Here is a 21,200-nt window from a genome sequence, read left to right on the forward strand (position 1 = left end):
TTAAAAATAGGTCTCTTTATTGTGATAGGCCAAATTGCTACAAATTTTGACAACTAGTATTAACACAATTTAATTATTTGAAGTGAAATACCAATTTAAATTTATTTGCCTCCTATTGATCCTGGGGGTAGCGCTGGATTTTGCGGCTGTTGCGCAAAACATTGATAAGGACAAGCTTATCGCGGATATTGAATACCTCTCTTCAGATGAGCTGGAAGGAAGAAAACCTCTTTCGGAAGGCAATATAAAAGCTCAAAAGCATATTAGGGAGAGGTTTGGAAGCTTGAATCTGACCAGCCAATATAGCGATTTTACCCAGTATTTTTCTTTCATGAATCCACGTGACAGCGTGCAATATGAGGGGGCTGCCAATATCGTGGGCTTCATTCCCGGCAGCGAGTCTGAATACCTGATCGTAATCACGGCCCACTTTGACCACCTTGGAGTGATCAACGGGCAAATTTTCAATGGGGCTGACGACAATGCCAGCGGTACCGCGGCACTTTTGGCCATGGCGGAATATTTCTCCGTCAACAGACCCAAACATTCCATCATGTTTGCCGCCGTGGATGCAGAGGAGATGGGCCATCAAGGAGCCAAAGCACTTGTGGCAGACTTCCCTTTTCCATTGGAACAGGTCAAACTCAACATCAACATGGACATGATTTCCAGAAATGAGAACAATGAGCTTTATGCTTCTGGCACTTTTCACAATCCCAAATTGAAGCCTGTATTGGAATCTCTGGAGCCTTTTGGGCAAGTCACCCTCAAGTTGGGCCATGATGATCCGGAAATGGGCAAGGATGATTGGACATTCAGCTCCGATCATGCGCAATTCCACTTGAAAGATATCCCGCATATCTATTTCGGCGTGGAAGACCATCCCGACTACCACAAGCCAACCGACACCTTCGAAAACATTGACCAAGACTTCTACCACCAAGCCGCAGAAACGGTATTGAGAGCGGTAAAGGCCTTTGACGAAAATTTGTAAAAGACGGGAGACGGAAGACGGAAGACGGAAGACGGAAACTGCGATCTCCGGTCTTCAGTCTTCTGTATCCACTACTTGGCGAAAATCTGCTCCCTATCTTGGAATGCCTTAAACTCAAGGGCATTTCCGCTGGGGTCTAGGAAGAACATGGTGGCCTGCTCCCCTACTTCACCCTTGAAGCGGATATAGGGTTCGATGATGAAATCTATGCCGTGAGCTTTCAGTTTGTCGGCTAATTCATGCCAGGCATCCCACTCCAAAATGGCTCCGAAATGCCTTACCGGTACATTCTTCCCGTCCACCTCATTGGATTTCGCTTGCTGCAGTTCTTCAGGTTTGACATGGGCAGAAAGCTGGTGGCCGAAGAAATTAAAGTCAATCCACTTGTCTGTGCTTCTTCCAATCTCGCAGCCAAGCAGCTCTTGATAAAATTTCCGGGTCTCCTCAATATCCCTGATCGGGAAAGCCAAATGAAAGGGGTTATACTGTGTCATTTTATTGTAAATTTAGGTTTCGGTTTAAAGCATTTGCTCAAATCGGAAAGAAAAACTTTGCGGACCTTCGCGTACTTTGTGGTTAATTAAAAACGAATTTAATTAAATACTATGGATCAAAAAACCGTTTCTTTAGTCCTTTCAAGCGGTGGCGCCAGGGGTTTGGCACATATAGGTGCCATAGAAGTGCTGGAGGAAAACGGTTTTCAGATCAGTTCCGTGGCCGGCTGCTCCATGGGGGCATTGATCGCCGGGGTATACGCCAAAGGCAACCTGCCCCAATTCAAGGAATGGATCAGCAATCTTGATAGGGTCGACGTGTTTTCCCTCATGGATTTCACGATTTCCACCTCCGGATTTATCAAGGGGGAAAAGGTCTTCCAAGTGATCCAGGCCCTTTTGGGAGATTGCCTTATTGAAGATCTTCCGATTCCCTTTGCCTGCAATGCGGTGGATATTATCAGCGGACAGGAAAAAGTTTTCACCGAGGGCAGCCTTTTTTCTGCCATAAGGGCCTCGGCAGCCATCCCTACCGTGATTCAACCCGCCTTGATCGATAATATTTCTTACATAGACGGCGGAATCTTAAATCCCATTCCAGTAGAGTTGATCAAAGACAACCAGGCTACCCTGAGGATTGCCTCTGATGTAAACGGGCCACAACAATGTCTAGTAAGACAAAAAGTATTGGAAGAAGGTAGCAGCAGAATTGCCATCCCTGCCTGGGTCAATGAATACAAGGCAAAAGTCTCCAAATACCTGCCCAGAGAGAAAAAGGCACCTAAGGTCAAAACCCTGAGCTTTTTGGACCTGATGAACCTGTCCATGGACATGATGCAGGACAGAATATCCGATTACATCCTCGAGCAGCACCCTGTGGATGTACACGTGAAAATCAGCAGGAAACAATGCGGCACTTTTGAATTTTACAGAGCAAAGGAAATAATTGAAATCGGTCGTGAAATAACCATAGAGGCTTTGCAGGAAAAGAAACTGATATGAACATCGCCCAGCTTAACCACCTATTAGGTAATATTGACATCTACCTGCTGGATCAGATTTTGAAAGGCAGGTTTACCAAAGAAATGAAAATTCTGGACGCAGGATGCGGTGAAGGGAGAAACACCCATTATTTCATAAGGGAGGGATTCCAGATTTTTGGGGTGGACAACAATCCCATCGCCATCCAAATGGCCCGGATCTATGCCCAAACCATCCTACCGGAATATGATACCCAACGGTTTCAGACAGGTATGGTGGAGGACATGATCTTTCACAGGGGAGCCTTTGATGCGGTCATTTCCTCGGCTGTCATGCATTTTGCCAAAAATGAAGAGCACTTTGTCCAACTGTGGGATGAAATGATGCGTGTGTTGAAACCAGGAGGTATATTCTTTCTTCGATGCTGCACTGCCATGGGGGGAATAGTGGAGGAAAGCCAAAGAACCGAAGAAGGGCAGCATCTACTACCAGATGGCAATACACGGTTTCTGCTTTCTGAGAGCTTGCTGGACATACTAATGCACCGACACAATTTACAGCACCTGGAAGACCCAAAAACCGTATTGGTGCACCACAAGCGAACCATGGGGACTTTTGTAATGAAGAAATTAAAATAACCACAGAGGATCAGAGGGCCCAGAGAAACAAAAAAGCGAGAACATCCCGTCTCCGGTCCTCTTCCGTCTGCTAAATGATAAGCAAATGGACATTCAATACCCACTTGAATTAATCGGTACCTTCATGTTTGCCATATCCGGTGCCTTGGCCGTGCAGGATAGGGAGCATGATTTATTTGGGGCCGGCTTCACGGGCTTCATTACGGCAATCGGCGGTGGTAGCCTCAGGGATATTATACTAGGCAGTTACCCTTTGGTATGGGTGGGCGATGTCTGGTTCCTTTACGCCATATTCTTGGGTATCTTAACGGCTTTTCTTTTTCACCGGAGTTTGGGGAAGTTACGTCGAACTCTATTCCTGTTTGATACTTTTGGGATTGGGTTTTTCACTATTCTTGGAGTGGAAAAAGCATTGAGTCTAGGGGTACAGGTGGAAATAGCCGCCATCATGGGCATGTTTTCTGCCGTGATGGGAGGCGTGATCCGGGACACGCTGACCAATGAGGTCCCCATCCTCTTTAGAAGGGAAGTGTATGCCAGTGCCTGCCTAGCCGGTGCGATCATTTATTTGGTGCTCAACCATTTTGGCCTGGACAGAGATCCCAACATGCTCATTTCCATCGGCATCGTGATCATCATCAGGTTGGTAGCGGTTAAGTACAAGTTGAGCTTGCCGAGGTTGGAGTAGAGAAAAAAGGACACAGAGTTGCACCGAGTTTAAACAGGAGTTTCGCAGAGTTTCTTTGCGGAGAAATCAAAATAAGTTTTTTTTTTAGGGATTTCTTATATCTGATCAAACCTCAGTAATAGAAAGGACAATGAAGCCCAATTCATCGTTTATATTTTCATAAAGGTATAATTTGCCTTCCCTCACGAACGGCTTGAAATACTTTTTCTTCAAGGGTGTCACTCCCTCATACACCTGCTGAAATTCCTTGTCAAGAATGGTTAATACTGTTTTGAATTCTTTTTGTCCATCCACTTCCTTATCCAAAAGGTAGGTTAACCTGTAAAACCTTTCGGCGGTAGAATCAAATATCCATTGACTGAAAAATATATCATTTCGAAAAGAGTTGCCTATTTCCATTAATTCATCCTGCGTATCTACTTCTCTTCTCGCAAACTCCTTAGGCGTGTTGGCTGTCAGTTTAGCTTGGAAATCATGTTGAATAATACTATTCTCTTCAGGATCATATATTAAAAGCTGATTATCCACGGAATTGCTTATAAGTACTTTTTCCCCATATGAAGACAAATATTTACCTACCCAATTAATTTCTGTCTGCGTTTTATCATGAACTTTAACAGTAAACCTATCCAAGGCTGTTAATTGATCAACGGGTAACTTAATTGCTTCATTGGACTCCAAATCAAACTTTACAATTCCATCTGTTACTGCCCAACCTTTTGCATAAAAAGTTACATATGTTTTTCCATTTTTTAATAAAATACCCTCAGGTGAGACAATCTCACCCTTTTCCATGACCTCTTCTGATAGTGTAGAAAATTTATGGTATTCCTTTCTATGAGCTTTGTCTGTAAAAATACCTATTGAAGTAAAATTTGATATAAGATAATTCCCATTAGTCAAATCTTGAAATCTATATACTTGTCCGGTACCATGTGGCCCCTCCTTTTCAAAGGGGATTTTGTGAGAAAGCCTAAGATTATCCATATCAATCACCTCGAGCAGATTTTCATTGTCATTGAAATTATACAATGCTCTGCCATCAGAACTAAGCTCCGCACGATAGAGCCCACTTCTTAAATAAATAAAATCCTCCCCCGCATCCACCATCACGGTGTCCACTTCAAAAGTCAGGGTTAGTTGCTGAGCTCCTTCTTCGGAACCCTTGTCAGAGCAGGCGATGCCAAACATCAGAGATAGGGGCAATAAAAATCTTTTCATATTATGCTTCATTGATGGTAAGGACGATAAATGCAAGTTCGTCATTGATGTTTTCGAAGAGGTAAAGCTTTCCACCTCTTACAAACGGATTGAAGTAATTACTTTTCAATGGTGTGAGACCTTCATACAACTGCTGAAAATCCTTGTCAAAAACTGTCAGCACTACTTTATATTCCTCCTGGTCTTCCCCAACCTCCCTTTCAAATATATGGCTCAGTCTGTAAAATCTTTCAGATAGAGGATCACAAAGCCATTTTCCAAAGTAGACCTCGTTACGGTAAGTCTCACCCACTTCTCCTATTTCTTCAAATGTATCAAAATCCCTCTTATTAGGCTCCTTAGAATAGTTAGGTGTCAATAGAGCTTCATAAGAATGTTGAGAAATGCTATTATGGTTAGGGTCAATAACCAAAAGTTGATTTTCTACTGAATTGCTGATGAGCAACTTTTCCTCATGCCACGAAAGATGGTTGGCCACCATACTTATTTCCATTTTATATTCATCATGGGATTTCATCGTATACCTATCCAAAGCTTTCAATTGATCTACAGGAAATCTTAAGATCTCACGGGTTTCAAGGTCTAGCTTGGCGATACCATGGGCACCTGCCCATCCTTTAGCATAAAATGACACAAAGTACTTTCCATCCTCTGATAAAATACCATCCGACGAAACGACTTCACCCTCTTCGAGAATACCTGAAGGAACCTTCGAAAAATCATATGAATCCTCCCTTTGGCCTTGCTCTGAAAAAATACCAATTGATGTAAAATTGGACAAAAGGTACCTCCCATCACTCAAATTTTGAACTCCATATACGTTTCCGGTACCATTTGGTCCTTCCTTCTCAAATGGGATTTTATGAGAGAGCCGAAGATTATCCAGATCAATGACCTCGAGAAGATTCTCATTGAAATCAAAATTATAAAATGTCGTTCCATCAGAACTCAAGTCCGATTGATGGAGTCCACCTGCCAAAAAAATAATATCATCCCCCGCATCCACCATCACGGTGTCAAGCTCAAAGTTGAGAGAAAGTGATTGGCTTTGGGAAAGATCCTTTGGGTTTTCTGAACAAGCAAAAAACAAAGCCGCTGCAAAAATTGGATAAAACTTTTTCATAACTTGGTTATAAATATGACTAAAAAATTAAAACTCTGCACTAATCATTAATAAATTTTAAGTTTTAAAAAGTCATAGATACGACAATTTATTAGTGCATTGAAGGCAAAGTAGGTTTTTGTACCTTCTTAGCCATCTTTTCCTGGATTTGTTTTAATTTGGGAAGTTTTTAAAACATACCCCTTTCAACCCGTGCCCGGCTACTTCGATACCAAAATAGAATTTCTGAAAGGCGTAGGCCCCCAAAAAGCTGAGTTGCTCAACAAAGAACTCAACATTTTTACTTTTGGGGAATTGCTGCAGCACTACCCTTTCCGGTATGAGGACCGCACCAAGTTTTACAAAATCCGCCACCTTACTGCCGAACTTGATCACGTACAGATATTGGGCAGGTTGGTCAAAATAGAAACCATCGGTGACGGGAGAAGGAAGCGGCTGGTAGGCTACTTCAGAGACGAAACCGGGGAAATGGAACTGACCTGGTTTAAAGGGGTACAATGGGTGGTCAAAAAACTTACCGTTGGAGCGGTTTATATTGCTTTTGGAAAGCCCAATCAATACGGCCGTAAATTCAGCATCGCCCACCCCGAACTCGAAATCTATACAGCGGCAACAGAAAACCGAAATGCCTTTCAGCCGATCTATTCCACTACCGAAAAACTACGGGCAAAATTTCTCGACAGCAAGGGCATTTCCAAAATCATGGAAATCCTGCTGCAAAATGCCCTACCTCAGATCCACGAAACTTTACCGACAAGCATTTTGGAGAGGTTCAACCTTCTGGCAAAAAAGCCTGCGATCAAAGAAATACACTTTCCCTCAAACCCTGAGGTTTTGAGAAAAGCCATTTATAGGCTAAAGTTTGAGGAGTTTTTTTATGTACAGCTCAGGTTGTTGAAACTTAAATTGACCCGAACGGAGAAATCCCAGGGGCAGATTCTTTCAGATACCAACCTGCTGACGGAATTTTATAAAAACCATATCCCGTTTGAACTTACCGGAGCGCAGAAAAGGGTGATCAAGGAGGCTTATAACGACATGCGATCGGGAAAGCAGATGAACCGGTTGATCCAAGGCGATGTAGGGAGCGGCAAAACCATGGTGGCTTTTATCTGCTGCCTGGTGGCCATAGGCTCATCGTCACAGGCTTGTCTGATGGCACCCACGGAGATTTTGGCCAACCAGCATCATGAGGGCTTGAAGGAATTTGCGGATATGATGGGGCTCAATATTGCCTTGCTGACAGGCAGCACCAAGAAGTCGGAACGGAAAAAGATCCATGCAGCTTTGTTGAGCGGAGAACTCCATATACTCATCGGCACCCATGCGCTTTTGGAAGATATCGTCCAGTTCAAGAATCTTGGCCTAGCCATCGTGGATGAGCAGCACAGATTCGGTGTGGCCCAGCGGGCAAAACTTTGGGCCAAAAACAAGCAGTTTGTTCCGCATGTACTGGTCATGACCGCCACGCCTATTCCCAGGACTTTGGCGATGACCCTTTACGGGGATCTCGACATTTCGGTCATTGATGAGCTACCGGCTGGCAGAAAACCTATCCAGACTGTACACCGCTATGACAAGGACAGGCTCAAGGTTTTTGGGTTTATCAAGAAAGAAATCGAATTGGGCAGGCAGGTTTATATAGTCTATCCGCTCATTGAGGAATCGGAAAAGATGGATTTAAAGAGCTTGATGGACGGATATGAAAGTATCGCCAGGGCCTTTCCGCAATATCCACTCAGCATCGTGCACGGAGCAATGAAGCCGGCTGACAAGGATTACGAGATGCAGCGGTTTGTCAAAGGAGAAACCAAGATCATGGTGGCCACCACCGTGATTGAGGTGGGTGTAAATGTGCCCAATGCCTCAGTCATGATCATTGAAAATGCGGAAAGGTTTGGCCTCTCCCAGCTCCACCAGCTCAGAGGGCGCGTGGGACGTGGCGCCGAGCAGTCCTATTGTGTGCTGATGAGCAAATATGAACTCTCCAAAGACAGCCGAATCCGCCTTGATACCATGGTCAGAACAAATAACGGTTTTGAGATTGCAGATGTAGATCTCAAACTGCGTGGCCCTGGTGACCTGATGGGCACACAGCAGAGTGGCATCATGGACCTGCTGATCGGTGACCTAAGCAAGGATGCCCCTATCTTGGCCATTGCAAGAGATGCCGCCCAGAATATCCTGGCCGAGGACCCTGATCTCAGCCACCCCAGCAATGCCCTGATCCTACGGCAGGTTCAAAGCCAAAGAAAACATCAGGTCAATTGGAGCAGGATAAGTTGAGGCGTAAAAGAAAAGGACACAGAGTTTAAATGGGTTTTAAAAAAAAATAGTTTCACAGAGTTTTTTGCTGAAGCCTGACAAACACCTCCCCTTTAATAATTTTCAGCTTTTGGAAAATCTCAGCTAGGAAATCCGTAAATTTAATCTCCACTAATTTTCTTCACCATGAACATCAAAAAAAGACTTTTAATCGCTTTATTTTTCTTTTCCATCACCAACCTTGCCCTTTCCCAAACCCGTGCCCTTGACCTGGAGGCTGCACAGAAGATTTCAGATGCGGCTGAGGAGCGGGCCAGACAGGACAACTGGAACGTGGTCATTGCCATTTTGGATGAAGGTGGGCATTTGCTGGCCTTGAGGCGCATGGACGGCACCCAGGTGGGCAGCGTGGAAGTGGCCATTGCCAAAGCAAAAACTTCTGTCTATTTCAAGCGGTCTACCAAGGTTTTTGAAGATGGAGCCAAGAGCGGAAACAGCCATTTAATGAGTTTGCCGAATGTGGTAGCCGTGGAAGGTGGGTTGCCAATCAAAGATGGAGACCGCGTGATAGGAGCCATCGGAATCAGTGGGGTAACAAGCGAACAGGATGGAATCATCGCCGAAGCGGCTCTAAAAGCTTGGCCATAAATTGCCTTCGATGGCAGGATTTACTAACTTAGTTCCCATAATCAAACTTTAGGGGTGCCCAGTTGGGCTGAGATTATACCCTTTGAACCTGATGCAGTTCGCACTGCCGAAGGAAAAAGTTGCGTATTGACTTTTCAAAGGGACTCCTAACTAAACCCACAACTACCATGGAGTCTATTATCAAAAACCTACAGCTTGTAAGGCAAAAAAGCCCGCTGGTTCACAACATCACCAATTTTGTGGTGATGAACAATACGGCCAACGCCATATTGGCCATTGGGGCCTCCCCCATCATGGCACATGCCCACCCTGAGGTGGAAGATCTCATTGACTTGGTTGGCGCCTCGGTAATCAATATCGGCACATTGGACGAATATTGGGTAGACAGCATGATGCTCGCCGCCAAAAAGGCCAACTCCATTGGCAAACCCTGGATTTTGGATCCTGTAGGTGCTGGTGCCTCCAAATACCGCAATGATACCCTTGCCGAGCTTCTCCACCACAAACCGACCGTCATCCGAGGCAACGCCTCCGAGATCATGTCTTTGGCCAAAATCGACATCGCATCCAAAGGTGTGGACAGCGCCAACACCTCCGATGAGGCCGTTGAGGCTGGAAAAAACCTCTCCAATTCTACCGGTGCCGTGGTGTGCATTTCAGGGGAAAAGGACTATGTAATCCAAGGCGACAGGGTTTCGATGATAGAAAATGGCCACGAACTCATGGGCCAAATCACGGGAATGGGCTGCACAGCCTCGGCGTTGATAGGGGCATTTGCCGCTGTAATAGATGACCCATTTGATGCCACCGTATCGGCTATGGCGGTTTTGGGCATGGCAGGGCAGATGGCCTCTGAGATGGCATCCGGTCCTGGGACCATGCAACTCTACATTTACGACTGCCTCCACCAGATGGGCGACACCGATATCACCAACCTTGCCAAAATCAGCATGCTCTAAATGGATTTTGCAGATTTTCCATTCCGCCTGTATTTAGTAACTGACCAAAAAGCCTGTCTGGGAAGGGATTTCTTTTGGGTAATGGAAGAGGCAATCAAAGGCGGCGTGGAGATCATACAGCTACGTGAAAAGGATCTTGCCACACCTGCTTTCACCGAAAAAGCCCTTCGTCTAAAGGAAATTTGTTCGAAATACAACGTGCCGTTGATAATCAATGACAACGTGGAAGTGGCCAAAGCAGTAGAGGCGACAGGACTTCATATCGGGCAGAAAGATGAAAGTCTGCAACAGGTAAAAAGCCTCTTGGGCAGCCACTACCCTGTGGGCCTTTCGCTGGAACAGGCCTCAGAATTGACAAAGGCAGGCAGCGAGTTTGCCTGGTATTATGGAGTAAGCCCAATTTTCACCACTCCCACCAAAGCTGACACCTACACGGAGTGGGGCTTGAATGGGCTGCAAAACCTGAGACAGATGACCAGCAAGCCCCTGGTGGCAATAGGCAATATCAAAGTGAGCAATGCGGAGTCGGTAATTCGGGCCGGAGCGGATTGCCTGGCGGTGGTCTCCGGCATCTGCAGTGACCCTAGCCCCGCCAAGGCTGCCGAGGAATTTCGAAATCAAATTGAAAAGAGTATAAGTTAAAACCTGCCAGATTGGATAAATTTCACGAATAACCTGGCAGGTTTTATAATAAGTCACCCATGAAAAACTATTTAAGAAATAAATATATTCCCGTCCTCACCATTGCCGGATCGGACAGTGGGGGGGGCGCGGGGATACAGGCCGACCTCAAGACCTTTTCCGCACTCGGTTGCTTTGGCACCTCTGCCATTACAGCAATCACGGTTCAAAACACCTTGGGTGTGACAGCAATCCACTCCATTCCTCCTGATATCATCAAAGGGCAAATTTTGGCCGTGATTGAGGACATCAAGCCCAAGGCCATCAAAATAGGCATGCTGGACAGGCCTGAAGTTGTGGATGTCATTGTAGAAACACTTAAGAGGTATCCGAAAATCCCGGTAGTGTTTGATCCCGTGATGGTGGCCACCAGCGGGGACAAGCTCATCCAGGATGAAACCGTGGAGGCACTCGCCAAAAAACTAATCCCCCTCTGCAAAGTAATTACCCCTAATCTGGATGAGGCGGAAATACTGACCGGGATGAAAATCACTGACAAGGACGAGATGGAGATTGCCGGGCTAAAACTGATTTCTAAAGGAGCAAAGGCGGTATTGCTCAAAGGAGGGCACTTGGCTGGGGAAACGGTATACGATGTGTTGGTAAAAGATGGCAATGCCCATTTGACCTTCGACAGCCCGAAGATCCACACCAGAAATGTACACGGCACAGGCTGCACGCTCTCCTCGGCGATTGCAGCAGAATTGGCCAAAGGCCATAACTTGGAGGATGCAGTGCACAATGCTCGTGAGTACATCTGGCAGGCCATAGATCAGGGCAAAGATGTGGTGACAGGATCCGGCAATGGACCTTTAAACCATTTTTATAATCCAAAAAAACAGATTAAGCATGAAATTTAGCCAACGCGCTTGGGAGCGGATCACGCCCCTGTATGAGAAAATTTTAGCCATGCCTTTCAATCAGGAGTTGATGGAAGGAACTTTGGAAATAGAAAAGTTTAAATTTTATATGGCCCAGGATGCCTACTATCTAGGTGAATTTGGCAAAACCCTCAGCACTTTGAGCGGTCGCCTGCATGACCTCAACCATGTGCTTGCCTTTTCGGAATTTGCCAGTGGCGCCATAGTGGTGGAAAGAGCCCTACATGAAAGTTATTTTAAAGAATTCGGCATACCGGATCTGGTTAACCCCTCCCCCACCTGCCTGCTTTATACCAATTACATTCTCAATCAAGCGGCCTATTCCAATGTGGAAGTGGGTGTGGCGGGTGTATTGCCCTGCTTTTGGATTTACAAAAAAGTGGGGGATTATATTTATGAAAACCATCACCACGAGGGCCATCGATACAAAAAATGGATCGAAACCTACGCAGGTGAGGAATTTGCACAATCGGTAAAACTTGCCATTGACATCACCGATGCCCTGGCCGAGAAAGCCAGCCCCGAAGCCCAGGAAAAGATGCTGGATGCCTTCGAAATGGCCAGCAAGCTGGAGTGGATGTTTTGGGATAGCGCTTATAAAATAGAGAAATGGGAGGTTTAATTTCAAAATTAACCGCTGAGGCCCAGAGGTACCAGAGATTAAAAATTAACTGCTGAGAAACGCAAAGTGAGTGAGAAGTAAAAAATGAAAGGTTTGAGGTTATTTCAAAAATCCACTTTTTACTTCTCACTTCTTACTAATTTTCTCCGAGCTCTCCGCGCCTCTGTGGTTTTTAAAAATTATTCCTATTTAAAGTCAAATTTTTCACTCGTTTTTCACGTAAGTCCGATTCTCGAGCCAGTCTTTTACTTGTAGGAATTGTTGCCATTTTAGGGTCTGGGTAATGTCGACTACCGATTGGATTTCGTCGAAAAGTTCTTGGGCAGCCCTGTAATTTCCCTCTTTAAAAGCTGCGAAAGCATACCTACAGGCCACAAATGCCCGTGCATATTCCAATTCCTGCTCAATGTAAATGGAGTCTGACTGTTGCTTGCTGAAATTTAGACTATCGGGACTGACTTTGACGCTATTTTCCCAAATTTTTCCTTTAAGCACCAGGCCCTCCAAATTGGTACATCTGCTCAATGCCACATATACCTGCCCCGCCTCAAAGCTTCTGCTGATATCCAGAATAGCCTTGTCAAAGGTTAGGCCTTGGCTTTTATGCACCGTGATTGCCCAGGCAAGTTTCAGGGGAAATTGGGACAGGGTACCTACTGTTTCTGAGTCCAAATGATCCTCTTTTTCATTGTATTTGTATTCGATATTTTCCCACAGCTCTCTTTTAACTTCATATATCCTCCCCCGGTCGTTCTGCACCTTGATTACATCCTGCTTCAACTCAAGCACTTTCCCGATCATACCATTGTAAAAGCCGGAATCCGGATTGTTTTTCATAAAAATCACTTGGGCACCAGCTTTTAAAACAAGTTCCAGGGGATCAAAGGGCTTGAGACTGGCTGGAAAATTTCCCGTTATCTCCGGAGAATATTTCCATTCCTTTCCCTTCAGCTCCTTTAATTTCATTTCATTTATCCCATTGATCGTATGATTATGGGTTCCCAAAAGGATATATCCCTCGTCTAGGAGTTTAAAGTCGTACTTGGAGGTGGTTTGGTTGAGAAGCTGTATGTCCTGATAGGTATGCTGGTTTTCCCTGACCCTATTCAACAGGTTTTTAAAATCTTCGTCTTTTTGCCTATATATTTTCTGGAGTTCTATATGAATGGGAGCGAGTTCCTGAAAGGCCCTTGAGCCAAAGAAAAAACGGGTTTGATAAAAAGGCTCCAAATGCTGCCACTCTTCATTTCTCACTACGGGCGGAAGCTGAAACGGATCCCCAATCAGGATCAGCTGCACCCCGCCAAAAGGCAAATGGTGTTTTTTTCTAAAAACCCTCAGAATTTTGTCAATTACATCCAACATCTCCACTCTGACCATGGAAACCTCATCAATGACAAGCAAGTCCAGCTTTTTGAAAATATTGATCTTCTCCCTGGAATATTGGAATGTATTGTATATCGAAACTTTTTTATCGTGGGTTTTGGCGCTTAGCCTTGGATCGTCGGGCAAAAACAGCTGCCGAGGATCGATGCGGAAAAAGGAATGAAGGGTCTTTCCCTTGGCGTTAATCGCGGCCACGCCCGTTGGGGCCACCACGGCCATTCTCTTGTCTATGCCCAGGTGCTTGAGGGTATGCAAAAAGGTGGTCTTACCCGTTCCGGCTTTCCCTGTAAGGAAAAGCGACCGGTCAGAAAAAAGGGCAATCTCCATGGCCTGGATGAATTGATGGTTGTCAATATCCAAACCCTTTGAGACAAACTCCTTGTGAAAAAAGTCTTTAATGCTAAATGCCATAGACCTTAAAGATACCCAAATTTAAGTTCAACCGGAAAAATTAAACGTTTAAACCGAATTGGAATGCCGGTAGCGGAAGACTCTCATTTTCCAGTATCCCATCTTGAAATACACGAATGCGACAATTGCAGCCACAAGATTGGAAGCAGGAAATGCCCACCAAATCCCCTCGTAGCCCAAGGGGGTTTTATAGGCCAAAACATAAGCCAATGGAAAACGGATCACCCAAAGGCTCAAAATGGAAATGAACATGGAGGCTTTGGTAAAGCCCGCCCCGTTGAACACCCCGTTCAATATTTGCTGCACACCCAATAGCCCAAAGCTTGGAGCCATGATTTTTATAAATAATGCACCGTCACGGATTACCGTGGGTTCATTGGGCACAAAAAAGGCCGTCAGGGGTTCTGCAAATATGAAAAGTAAGATCCCGATAAAGGTAAGTCCAAAAAAAGCGATGTTTGCACTGAGGTTTCCGACTTTCTCCGCTCTTTTGATTTTTCTTGCCCCTATATTTTGGCCTACCAGCGAGGTGGTGGCAATGGCGAATCCCAATGCCGGTATGATCACAAAACTGAGTATCCTGGCCCCGATTCCATAGGCAGCCACCACTTCACTCCCAAAACTAGTGACCAATATTATCATCATCACCATGGCCAAAGCGCGGGTAGATTGCTCCACACTGGAGGGTATCCCCAGGTAAACCATTTTTTTGACCCAAGGAAAGTCAAAACGCATCATGGAAAGCTTGACCCTAATCCCAATTTTGCCTCTAAACAAGAGGTAAATTCCTGTGGCAGCCGAAAGCCCTTGGGTGATCACACTGGCCACCGCAGCTCCTGCCACACCGAAACCTGGAATGGGCCCAAAGCCAAATATGAATAACGGGTCAAGAACGAGATTTAGGAAAACCGTGACCAAGATGACATACACCGGCAACATGACATTTCCAATCCCACGCATGAGGGATTGAAAGACAAAAAACATGAACAGGAAAATAAAGCCGATGGAGGACACTTTGAAATAAGACACTGAGTCTTCCAAAATCTCCGGCCCCGCCCCTACCAAGGTCATCATGGGCCGAGCGGCAAAAAAACCGATTACCGATAGGACAAGTGAAACCCAGAAAATGACTATCACCGTTTGGCTGGAGCTATAATTCACCTGTTCTTGGTCTTCGGCTCCATGGTGTTGCGCCACCATCACGGTGCCAGCTAGGGTAAGCCCGCCACCGATTGCCAAGATGAGAAACAAGATCGGAAAGCTCAAACTCACGGCCGCCACAGCATTTGCACCCAACCTTCCCAGCCAAAAGGTGTCGATCAGTTGGTAAGCGGTCTGTAAAATATTTGCCAAAATGATGGGGCCAGCCAAGCTGACCAATGAACTCAGGATTTTCCCTTCAGTAAATTTTTTCCTTTTTCCTGATGCCATAAAAATTGTTTGAATCCATAAATAACCACCTGCCGGCCCGGATTAGTTTCTTCAAATCGAAATCTTATCCAAATCTGTTCCTCAAAGGATCTAATCGTTTAAAAAACGTAAATTGTATTTTGTAGATGGTAAAAAGTGAGTGTTAATTTTTAACATTTTTGCAGAAAACACAGTTGGAGTATCATTTCATCCAGTTAATAATTTATTACACCCATTTCACTAAGTAATTTGATTAATTGGTTGATAGAATGATTCGTTGGAAATGAAAAGCAAAAATGGCAATCTCAGAAACAAATTTCATAATATTTTGATATTGAAATAAATTAAAAAGGTTTTCCATATAAAATTTTTTCGCAAAATTGTGGCTTTTGAATTATCCTAAGTTGATACAGTTCAAATTCAATATTGACAATTGACAATTCATTTAAGCCATTTCATTAACTTTCCTTTAGGAAAAAGAGAATTGAAAGTGAAAAGGGTTAATCGCTCAAAAATGATTACCTTCGTGGTTCGGAAATAATTTAAAACAGATATATATGGAAATCAGCGGAAAAATTATTCAGGTACTTCCTGAGCAAGGCGGAACGGGTAGAAACGGTGCTTGGAGAAAGCAGGACTACATCCTTGAAACCACCGGACAGTATCCAAAGAAAGTTTGTATGACCGTGTGGGGAGACAAGATCGACCAGTTCGGCATGAAAGAAGGTATGGATGTGACGGCCGGGATCGAAGTGGAAAGCAGAGAATATAATGGCAGATGGTACACCGACGTGAAGGCTTGGAGAGTTGACGCTCAAGGCGGCCAAGGTGGCGGAAATGCAGCATCTCCAAACAAGATGCCTGAAGTAACCACATTCAACGAAGACAGCGGAGACGATGTACTCCCTTTCTAAAAATCTTAAAGCGGCTCTTAGCCGCTTTTTTTCTTGCTATTTCATGCAGACTTCCATCATTGATTTTTAAAACTGATTTTGCCCGAAGGTAAATCCCAGGTAGGCCCCACCAATCATCAGCAGCAACGTGATGCCACCAACGAGCAATAGCACACCCAAGGGCACCTCCCACAATTCGCCTCCTATTTTAAACCTTATGATTTTATTAAAGTCCATATTATTTCCTTTTCTGCAAAGTTAATTTTTTTAGATGAAAGTGCAGAACTCCAGAATTTCTGCGAAAGTTTAGTATATTCAGATTGACATTCATGGATCGCTTTACCAGTAATTTTTAACCCCTTTGTTATGACAGATTCTTCCTTGTTTGAACATACCTGGTTTATCATTTTTATACTCTTAGCGGCAGCGTGGGAACTGACATGGAAAGGAATCGCCATGTGGCGTGCTGCACAAGTCAGGCAAAAGGGCTGGTTTGTGGCCTTGCTGATTCTCAATACCGCAGGCATCTTGCCTATCATCTATCTATTGATAACCCCAAAAAAATAGCCGGCGTCAACCGGCTATTTTTCTATTTCACCCAATAGACTTTCTCTTCAATTGGTTTTCTTCTGGCGGCTGGCCAATGGTCTGAGGCAGGCTTTGCTATGTAGAAAAAACCCATTAGTCTGTCTTCCTCTTCAAGCCCTAGATGCTTTTTGGCTTCAGGGTAGAAAGTAACCCCACCTGTTCCCCAATAAGCCGCCAATCCATGTGCGGATGCCGTCAGATACATATTTTGAACGGCCATGGCTACTGCGGCAATCTCCTCCATCTCGGGCAGGTTGACTTTCAGGTCCCGCTTCATGCCAATCGCAATGATGTGGGAGGCCTTTAGCGGATTTTCCTGAAGCTTTTTGTAGGTAGCTTCATTAAATGTGCCTTCGCGATCGGCTTTTTCTTTATAAAGTTGGGATTGAAAATCGGCAAATTTCTGAAGTCCCTTACCAGCAAAAACCGTAAACCTCCACGGCTCGGTCAGTTTGTGGGTGGGCGCATAATTGGCATTTTCCAACATCTCCTCAATTATGCTCTCATCTACGGGGTCATTTTCCTTAAATTGAGCCACAAACATACTTCTCCTGTTCCGGATAATCTTATTTACTTCCTCAATATTAAAATCAGGTCTTTCCATAAAGTCATTATATTTTTCTATTCAGCAAAATATCAAATTTTCATTCGATCCAAAACTCTGTCAATATCTAAATCCAACTTTTAGACCGCCAAAATAATTCCTTCCCGGAGCAGGTTGGTAGTACCTGCCGGCAAAGGCATTCAAATCATTTCCCAAACTATACGATTCATCGAGCAAGTTTTCGCCACCAGCATAGACTTCCAGATCCCATCTATTGATGAAAGTTTTCCTCCATCCCAATCTGGCACTTACCAGATTGTAAGCCTCCTGAAAGACCGTGTTGCCATCATTCAATGGAATCTCATCCACGAAATGGTGGGTGAGATTCAAGTAGAATCCCAAACTGGTAGTCAAATCAAACTGGTTAACCAAACTATTTGGGGCAACCCCCGTCAGCTTATTTCCGGAAAAATCATTCCCCCCGCTTTCGTAGTTCCTGAATTCGAAATAATGACCAGTAAAGGCATGGGTAAATTTCAGGTTGGAAAGGAAAGCATTGGGATTTTGCACCAAGGTATAATCCAGCAGGGCCTCTATACCCCTTTGGTCAGTCGCACCGGCATTTCTAAACAACACCACCCCCTGCTCATTGGTAAAGGAAGTGATAGTCTGGTCCAGTCGGAAATAAAATAAGCTGGCATCCAGGTTTACCCTGCCTTGCCACCAACCGGCTCTATAACCTGCCTCATAATTTACCCCTCTTTCGGCATCGAGGTCCAAATTGATGGAGCCCTCGTTGGTCCGCACCTCGGCAATGGTAGGCGGGGAAAATCCTGAACTGACGCTGGCATGCACTGCAGCATTGTTTCCAATCCTCTTCACCACTGCAATTCTGGGAATGATCACCGGGTCAAATCTCCTTTCGGCACCCGATGGCACTCCGGTTTGTGCATCAATACTTCTGTTTATGTCATACCGGGAAAAATTTTCACTAAATGCCAACGTCAAAATCAAATCAGAGGGAAGCTCAAATTCCGCTTGCTGAAACAAGAAACCCTGTGTGGTAATCAGGTCATCAGCAAACCTCACCGTATCGGCCACCCCATCACGGTTGCCAAAGTTCTGGGCAGCTGTCTTGCCATATTGGTATTCCCCACCCGCTATCAACCTCAAGCCCACCGAGCCCAATTGGTCCTGAAAGACAAATTTGGTCCTTCCTCCGTAACTATGCTGCAATTCCCGCTTGTAATCCAATATGAAAGGGTTTTCAAATTCACTGGTCTGCACGTATGCACTGGTGACATTTTCCAGGTTTTCCAAAATCTGATAGGAATGCGTGACTCCTGCATAAAGGGATTTTTGGGCGATAGAGGAATTTTGCTCAACGGAACCCGGTCTGGCCATTTGCGGATTTTCCAAAAGCTGCCCCTCAGTCAGTGCACCAGGAATCTGATAATTTAGGTCACTGTAAAGAATGTTGGTAGAAATGGTTTGTTTGGCAGATGGGGAAAAATGCCCTCCCAATTGGAAAACCTTGCGGTCAACAGCACTGTGGTCTCGATAGCCATCAGATTGCTGGTGCACATAAGAAGCGCTGATCCCTCCATTTTCAGTGCGCTGATCTACGGCAAACCTATACCGAAGCATTCCAAAATCGCCAAAACCCAGCTCTGAGCTGATTTTGTTTTGATTGGGCTGTTGCAGGCTCTGTAGATTAATGACCCCACCATTTCCTGCTCCATAAATGCTTCCAGCTGGACCTTTGATGATTTCGGAATTTTGGATGTTCGAAAGATCCAGCAGATTCAGGGGCGTAGTGCCATCAGGAAAGGTAAAAGGCATGTCATTCCAATAGACCTTTACATTTCTTACTCCAAAAGGAGATCTCAAAGCACTCCCCCGGATAGAAATCCTATAACTTGCGGGCGCCCTTTCCTCTACTCTAATGCCTGGCTTGGTGTTGAAAGCCTGAACGATTGATCTTTCATTGAATCTATAAAGATCCGCTTCAGACACCCTGCTAATGGCCGCACCCTGTTCAAGCAGTGGCCTGTCTGTCTCAAATGCCGACACCACTACCTCACCTAAAGCGGTGCTTTTTCTTTCTAGCAGCACCTCCCTTGTCATCCCTGGCCTCAGCTGGAAGCTTTGGCTTTCGTAAGCCACATGACTCACCTTTACAAAGTAGTTCTGGGCGGGTATAAAACTTATTAATCCATTATTATTCGAAACTTGGGTTTCCAGATTTTCGGCCTGCAAAGTTGCTCCGGGGAGTGTTTCACGTGTATCCTTATCTAAAATGACTAACTGGACTTCTTGGGCTAATAGCGTGATAGGCGCCAGAAGGAGCAAAAGGAAAAAAGTAATTTTGTAAAATTTCATATAATACTCAATATTAATTTAGCGAAAAGGTTTCGTGGGAGAAGCAAAAAAGACGGCCTTGAGCCGTCTTTTATAAATTTATCAATGTTGGTGACCTCCTGGGCCATGCACGTGTCCATGCTCGAGTTCCTCAGGTTCTGCATCACGGATAGCTACGATCTCACCTTTGAAATAAAGATCGTAACCCGCCAGCGGGGAATTAAAGTCCATATGGACACCTTTATAATCCACCTTTAAAATTTCCCCTCTCAGACGATTGCCCTTGTCATCTTTCATCGGGATCACATTTCCGACTTTCAGCAGGTCTTTATTTTTTTTGTTCTGTTCTTTAAAATTGGATTTCGGGATGATCACTTTTCTGGCCTCGTCATAGTCGCCATAGCCGTTTTCATAATCAATAAAAACTTCAAAAGAATCTCCAACAGTTTTGCCGGAAATCGCTTCTTCAAGCTTTGGCAGAATATTGTCAGCTCCAAAAAGAAAAGGAAAAGGTTCTTCCTTAGTTACTTTTTCACGGAATTCTTTCCCGTTTTCGCCATCATCCACATGTAGCTCATAGGCCACACTCACTACTTTGTTGTTTTCAGCTATCATAAAGCAAATTTAAGCAGGCAGGTATCAAATAGTGAAACCCAGCGATACTTATTTTTTATACGCTTCTTTGTAGGGAGACCAGATTTCGTAAATAGGGTCACCTTTGGAGCTTTTGCCGCTGTGGTGCCATTCGCCATCTTTCACCTCATAATCAAACTCCAAACTGGCGCCCACTCGGCTATCATCTCTGGAGAAAAATTCAATGTTCTCCGTGTATTTGCCATTTTCAGCAGAATAAGTTCCTCCCCCTGTGCCCATAAACTGCTTGGTCTCTGAGTTGAAAGCAATCCATTGGAACCGGCCTCCACCGAGGATTTTTACTGTTCTTCTAGCTCCAGGCGTAGATCGGCTCATTTCACCGTTGTTTTGACGGCCGGTGAAAACCCAGTTTCCGGTTAGGTCATCCCTGTCGTCACTGATTTTCTCCCAAATTTCAATTCTCTCCCTGCCATCATCCTGGCCTGTGATCACCAACTTGCCTTCTACCCAGTCCACCTGATGGGAATTGGAGGTGCCAATGAGGCCTTCGTTGTCGGTATGGAAGTCAAAGGTTTCCGAATAGCTACTGCCATCAAGTTCAAATTCCCCGCCACCGGCACTGTGGAACTTGTCCCCTTCTTTTTCTTTTGCTCCAAAGGCAAAATACCCATCTTGGTAAATTTTGACGAATTCATGTTGGGGCATGTCCTGTCCATTTACATGAGTCAACCTCCACGCTCCTTCCAAATCCTGACCATATGCCAGTCCACTAATCATAAATAAAGCTATTAATAGTAATCTTGTCATGATATTAAAGG

Annotated in this window: 22 protein-coding genes and 1 riboswitch; of the genes, 12 read left to right on the forward strand and 10 right to left on the reverse strand. The window is 44.8% G+C overall.

The window, feature by feature from the left end; translation table 11 throughout:
- Window positions 1-82 precede the first annotated feature (82 nt).
- Window positions 83-994 (forward strand): M28 family peptidase, encoded by a 912-nt coding sequence (locus tag KI659_RS04870; RefSeq protein ID WP_213944243.1) that lies wholly within the window; start codon window positions 83-85, stop codon window positions 992-994.
- Window positions 995-1,065: 71 nt separating this feature from the next.
- Here the strand turns inward: KI659_RS04870 and KI659_RS04875 are convergent, their stop codons facing one another.
- Complete coding sequence (locus KI659_RS04875) at window positions 1,066-1,488, reverse strand: VOC family protein (protein WP_213944244.1); 423 nt, start codon at window positions 1,486-1,488, stop codon at window positions 1,066-1,068.
- 111 nt (window positions 1,489-1,599) lie between these two features.
- Here KI659_RS04875 and KI659_RS04880 point away from each other — a divergent pair, with 111 nt between their 5' ends.
- From KI659_RS04880 to KI659_RS04890, 3 genes are all read left to right on the forward strand, one after another.
- Window positions 1,600-2,490: a patatin-like phospholipase family protein gene (locus KI659_RS04880; protein ID WP_213944245.1), complete on the forward strand. Its 891-nt coding sequence runs from the start codon at window positions 1,600-1,602 to the stop codon at window positions 2,488-2,490.
- Window positions 2,487-3,107, forward strand: a complete 621-nt coding sequence (locus KI659_RS04885; RefSeq protein WP_213944246.1) for a class I SAM-dependent methyltransferase — start codon at window positions 2,487-2,489, stop codon at window positions 3,105-3,107. Before KI659_RS04880 ends, KI659_RS04885 begins: the two co-directional genes overlap by 4 nt.
- 85 nt (window positions 3,108-3,192) lie before the next feature.
- Window positions 3,193-3,795: a trimeric intracellular cation channel family protein gene (locus tag KI659_RS04890; protein ID WP_213944247.1), complete on the forward strand. Its 603-nt coding sequence runs from the start codon at window positions 3,193-3,195 to the stop codon at window positions 3,793-3,795.
- Window positions 3,796-3,900: 105 nt separating this feature from the next.
- Here KI659_RS04890 and KI659_RS04895 read toward each other — a convergent pair whose 3' ends face one another.
- Both KI659_RS04895 and KI659_RS04900 read right to left on the reverse strand, forming a co-directional pair.
- The gene (locus tag KI659_RS04895) at window positions 3,901-5,016 is read right to left on the reverse strand and encodes a DUF4221 family protein (RefSeq protein ID WP_213944248.1); all 1,116 of its coding nucleotides are present in this window, start codon (window positions 5,014-5,016) and stop codon (window positions 3,901-3,903) included.
- 1 nt (window position 5,017) lies between these two features.
- Complete coding sequence (locus tag KI659_RS04900; protein ID WP_213944249.1) at window positions 5,018-6,139, reverse strand: DUF4221 family protein; 1,122 nt, start codon at window positions 6,137-6,139, stop codon at window positions 5,018-5,020.
- A gap of 192 nt (window positions 6,140-6,331) precedes the next feature.
- Between KI659_RS04900 and recG the strand changes: the two genes are divergently transcribed.
- From recG to tenA, 6 genes are all read left to right on the forward strand, one after another.
- On the forward strand, window positions 6,332-8,425 hold the full coding sequence (gene recG / locus KI659_RS04905; protein ID WP_213944250.1) for an ATP-dependent DNA helicase RecG: 2,094 nt from the start codon (window positions 6,332-6,334) through the stop codon (window positions 8,423-8,425).
- Between the two features lie 165 nt (window positions 8,426-8,590).
- Window positions 8,591-9,052 carry a GlcG/HbpS family heme-binding protein gene (locus KI659_RS04910; RefSeq protein WP_213944251.1) on the forward strand — a complete coding sequence of 154 codons (462 nt, stop codon included), beginning with the start codon at window positions 8,591-8,593 and terminating at the stop codon, window positions 9,050-9,052.
- Window positions 9,053-9,092: 40 nt separating this feature from the next.
- A riboswitch (TPP riboswitch) is annotated at window positions 9,093-9,184 on the forward strand.
- Window positions 9,185-9,219: 35 nt separating this feature from the next.
- On the forward strand, window positions 9,220-10,011 hold the full coding sequence (thiM, locus tag KI659_RS04915; protein WP_213944252.1) for a hydroxyethylthiazole kinase: 792 nt from the start codon (window positions 9,220-9,222) through the stop codon (window positions 10,009-10,011).
- Window positions 10,012-10,653: a thiamine phosphate synthase gene (thiE, locus tag KI659_RS04920; RefSeq protein WP_213944253.1), complete on the forward strand. Its 642-nt coding sequence runs from the start codon at window positions 10,012-10,014 to the stop codon at window positions 10,651-10,653.
- A 59-nt stretch (window positions 10,654-10,712) separates the two neighbouring features.
- Window positions 10,713-11,552 carry a bifunctional hydroxymethylpyrimidine kinase/phosphomethylpyrimidine kinase gene (thiD, locus tag KI659_RS04925; protein ID WP_213944254.1) on the forward strand — a complete coding sequence of 280 codons (840 nt, stop codon included), beginning with the start codon at window positions 10,713-10,715 and terminating at the stop codon, window positions 11,550-11,552.
- Complete coding sequence (gene tenA, locus KI659_RS04930) at window positions 11,542-12,195, forward strand: thiaminase II (protein ID WP_213944255.1); 654 nt, start codon at window positions 11,542-11,544, stop codon at window positions 12,193-12,195. The genes thiD and tenA overlap by 11 nt, the downstream gene beginning before the upstream one ends.
- A 204-nt stretch (window positions 12,196-12,399) precedes the next feature.
- Here tenA and KI659_RS04935 read toward each other — a convergent pair whose 3' ends face one another.
- Together KI659_RS04935 and KI659_RS04940 are read right to left on the reverse strand one after the other, a co-directional pair.
- Window positions 12,400-13,992: an ATP-dependent DNA helicase gene (locus tag KI659_RS04935; RefSeq protein ID WP_213944256.1), complete on the reverse strand. Its 1,593-nt coding sequence runs from the start codon at window positions 13,990-13,992 to the stop codon at window positions 12,400-12,402.
- A gap of 48 nt (window positions 13,993-14,040) precedes the next feature.
- Window positions 14,041-15,423: an MATE family efflux transporter gene (locus KI659_RS04940; RefSeq protein ID WP_213944257.1), complete on the reverse strand. Its 1,383-nt coding sequence runs from the start codon at window positions 15,421-15,423 to the stop codon at window positions 14,041-14,043.
- A gap of 536 nt (window positions 15,424-15,959) precedes the next feature.
- Here KI659_RS04940 and KI659_RS04945 point away from each other — a divergent pair.
- A complete protein-coding gene (locus KI659_RS04945) occupies window positions 15,960-16,316 on the forward strand; it encodes a DUF3127 domain-containing protein (protein ID WP_213944258.1) in 357 nt (118 codons plus the stop codon).
- Window positions 16,317-16,382: 66 nt separating this feature from the next.
- Here KI659_RS04945 and KI659_RS04950 read toward each other — a convergent pair whose 3' ends face one another.
- The gene (locus KI659_RS04950; RefSeq protein ID WP_213944259.1) at window positions 16,383-16,532 is read right to left on the reverse strand and encodes a hypothetical protein; all 150 of its coding nucleotides are present in this window, start codon (window positions 16,530-16,532) and stop codon (window positions 16,383-16,385) included.
- A 129-nt stretch (window positions 16,533-16,661) separates the two neighbouring features.
- On the opposite strand from KI659_RS04950, the gene KI659_RS04955 reads away from it, so the two are divergent.
- Window positions 16,662-16,862, forward strand: coding sequence for a DUF5652 family protein (locus KI659_RS04955; protein WP_213944260.1), 201 nt, complete (start codon window positions 16,662-16,664; stop codon window positions 16,860-16,862).
- Between the two features lie 22 nt (window positions 16,863-16,884).
- Here KI659_RS04955 and KI659_RS04960 read toward each other — a convergent pair whose 3' ends face one another.
- From KI659_RS04960 to KI659_RS04975, 4 genes are all read right to left on the reverse strand, one after another.
- Window positions 16,885-17,487 carry a nitroreductase family protein gene (locus KI659_RS04960; protein ID WP_213944261.1) on the reverse strand — a complete coding sequence of 201 codons (603 nt, stop codon included), beginning with the start codon at window positions 17,485-17,487 and terminating at the stop codon, window positions 16,885-16,887.
- 60 nt (window positions 17,488-17,547) lie between these two features.
- Window positions 17,548-19,809: a TonB-dependent receptor plug domain-containing protein gene (locus tag KI659_RS04965; RefSeq protein WP_213944262.1), complete on the reverse strand. Its 2,262-nt coding sequence runs from the start codon at window positions 19,807-19,809 to the stop codon at window positions 17,548-17,550.
- A gap of 81 nt (window positions 19,810-19,890) precedes the next feature.
- The gene (locus KI659_RS04970; protein WP_213944263.1) at window positions 19,891-20,403 is read right to left on the reverse strand and encodes an FKBP-type peptidyl-prolyl cis-trans isomerase; all 513 of its coding nucleotides are present in this window, start codon (window positions 20,401-20,403) and stop codon (window positions 19,891-19,893) included.
- Between the two features lie 48 nt (window positions 20,404-20,451).
- Window positions 20,452-21,189, reverse strand: coding sequence for a hypothetical protein (locus KI659_RS04975; protein ID WP_213944264.1), 738 nt, complete (start codon window positions 21,187-21,189; stop codon window positions 20,452-20,454).
- Between the last annotated feature and the right edge of the window lie 11 nt (window positions 21,190-21,200).

The sequence above is a fragment of the Litoribacter ruber genome (assembly GCF_018449405.1).
Lineage (GTDB): Bacteria > Bacteroidota > Bacteroidia > Cytophagales > Cyclobacteriaceae > Litoribacter > Litoribacter ruber.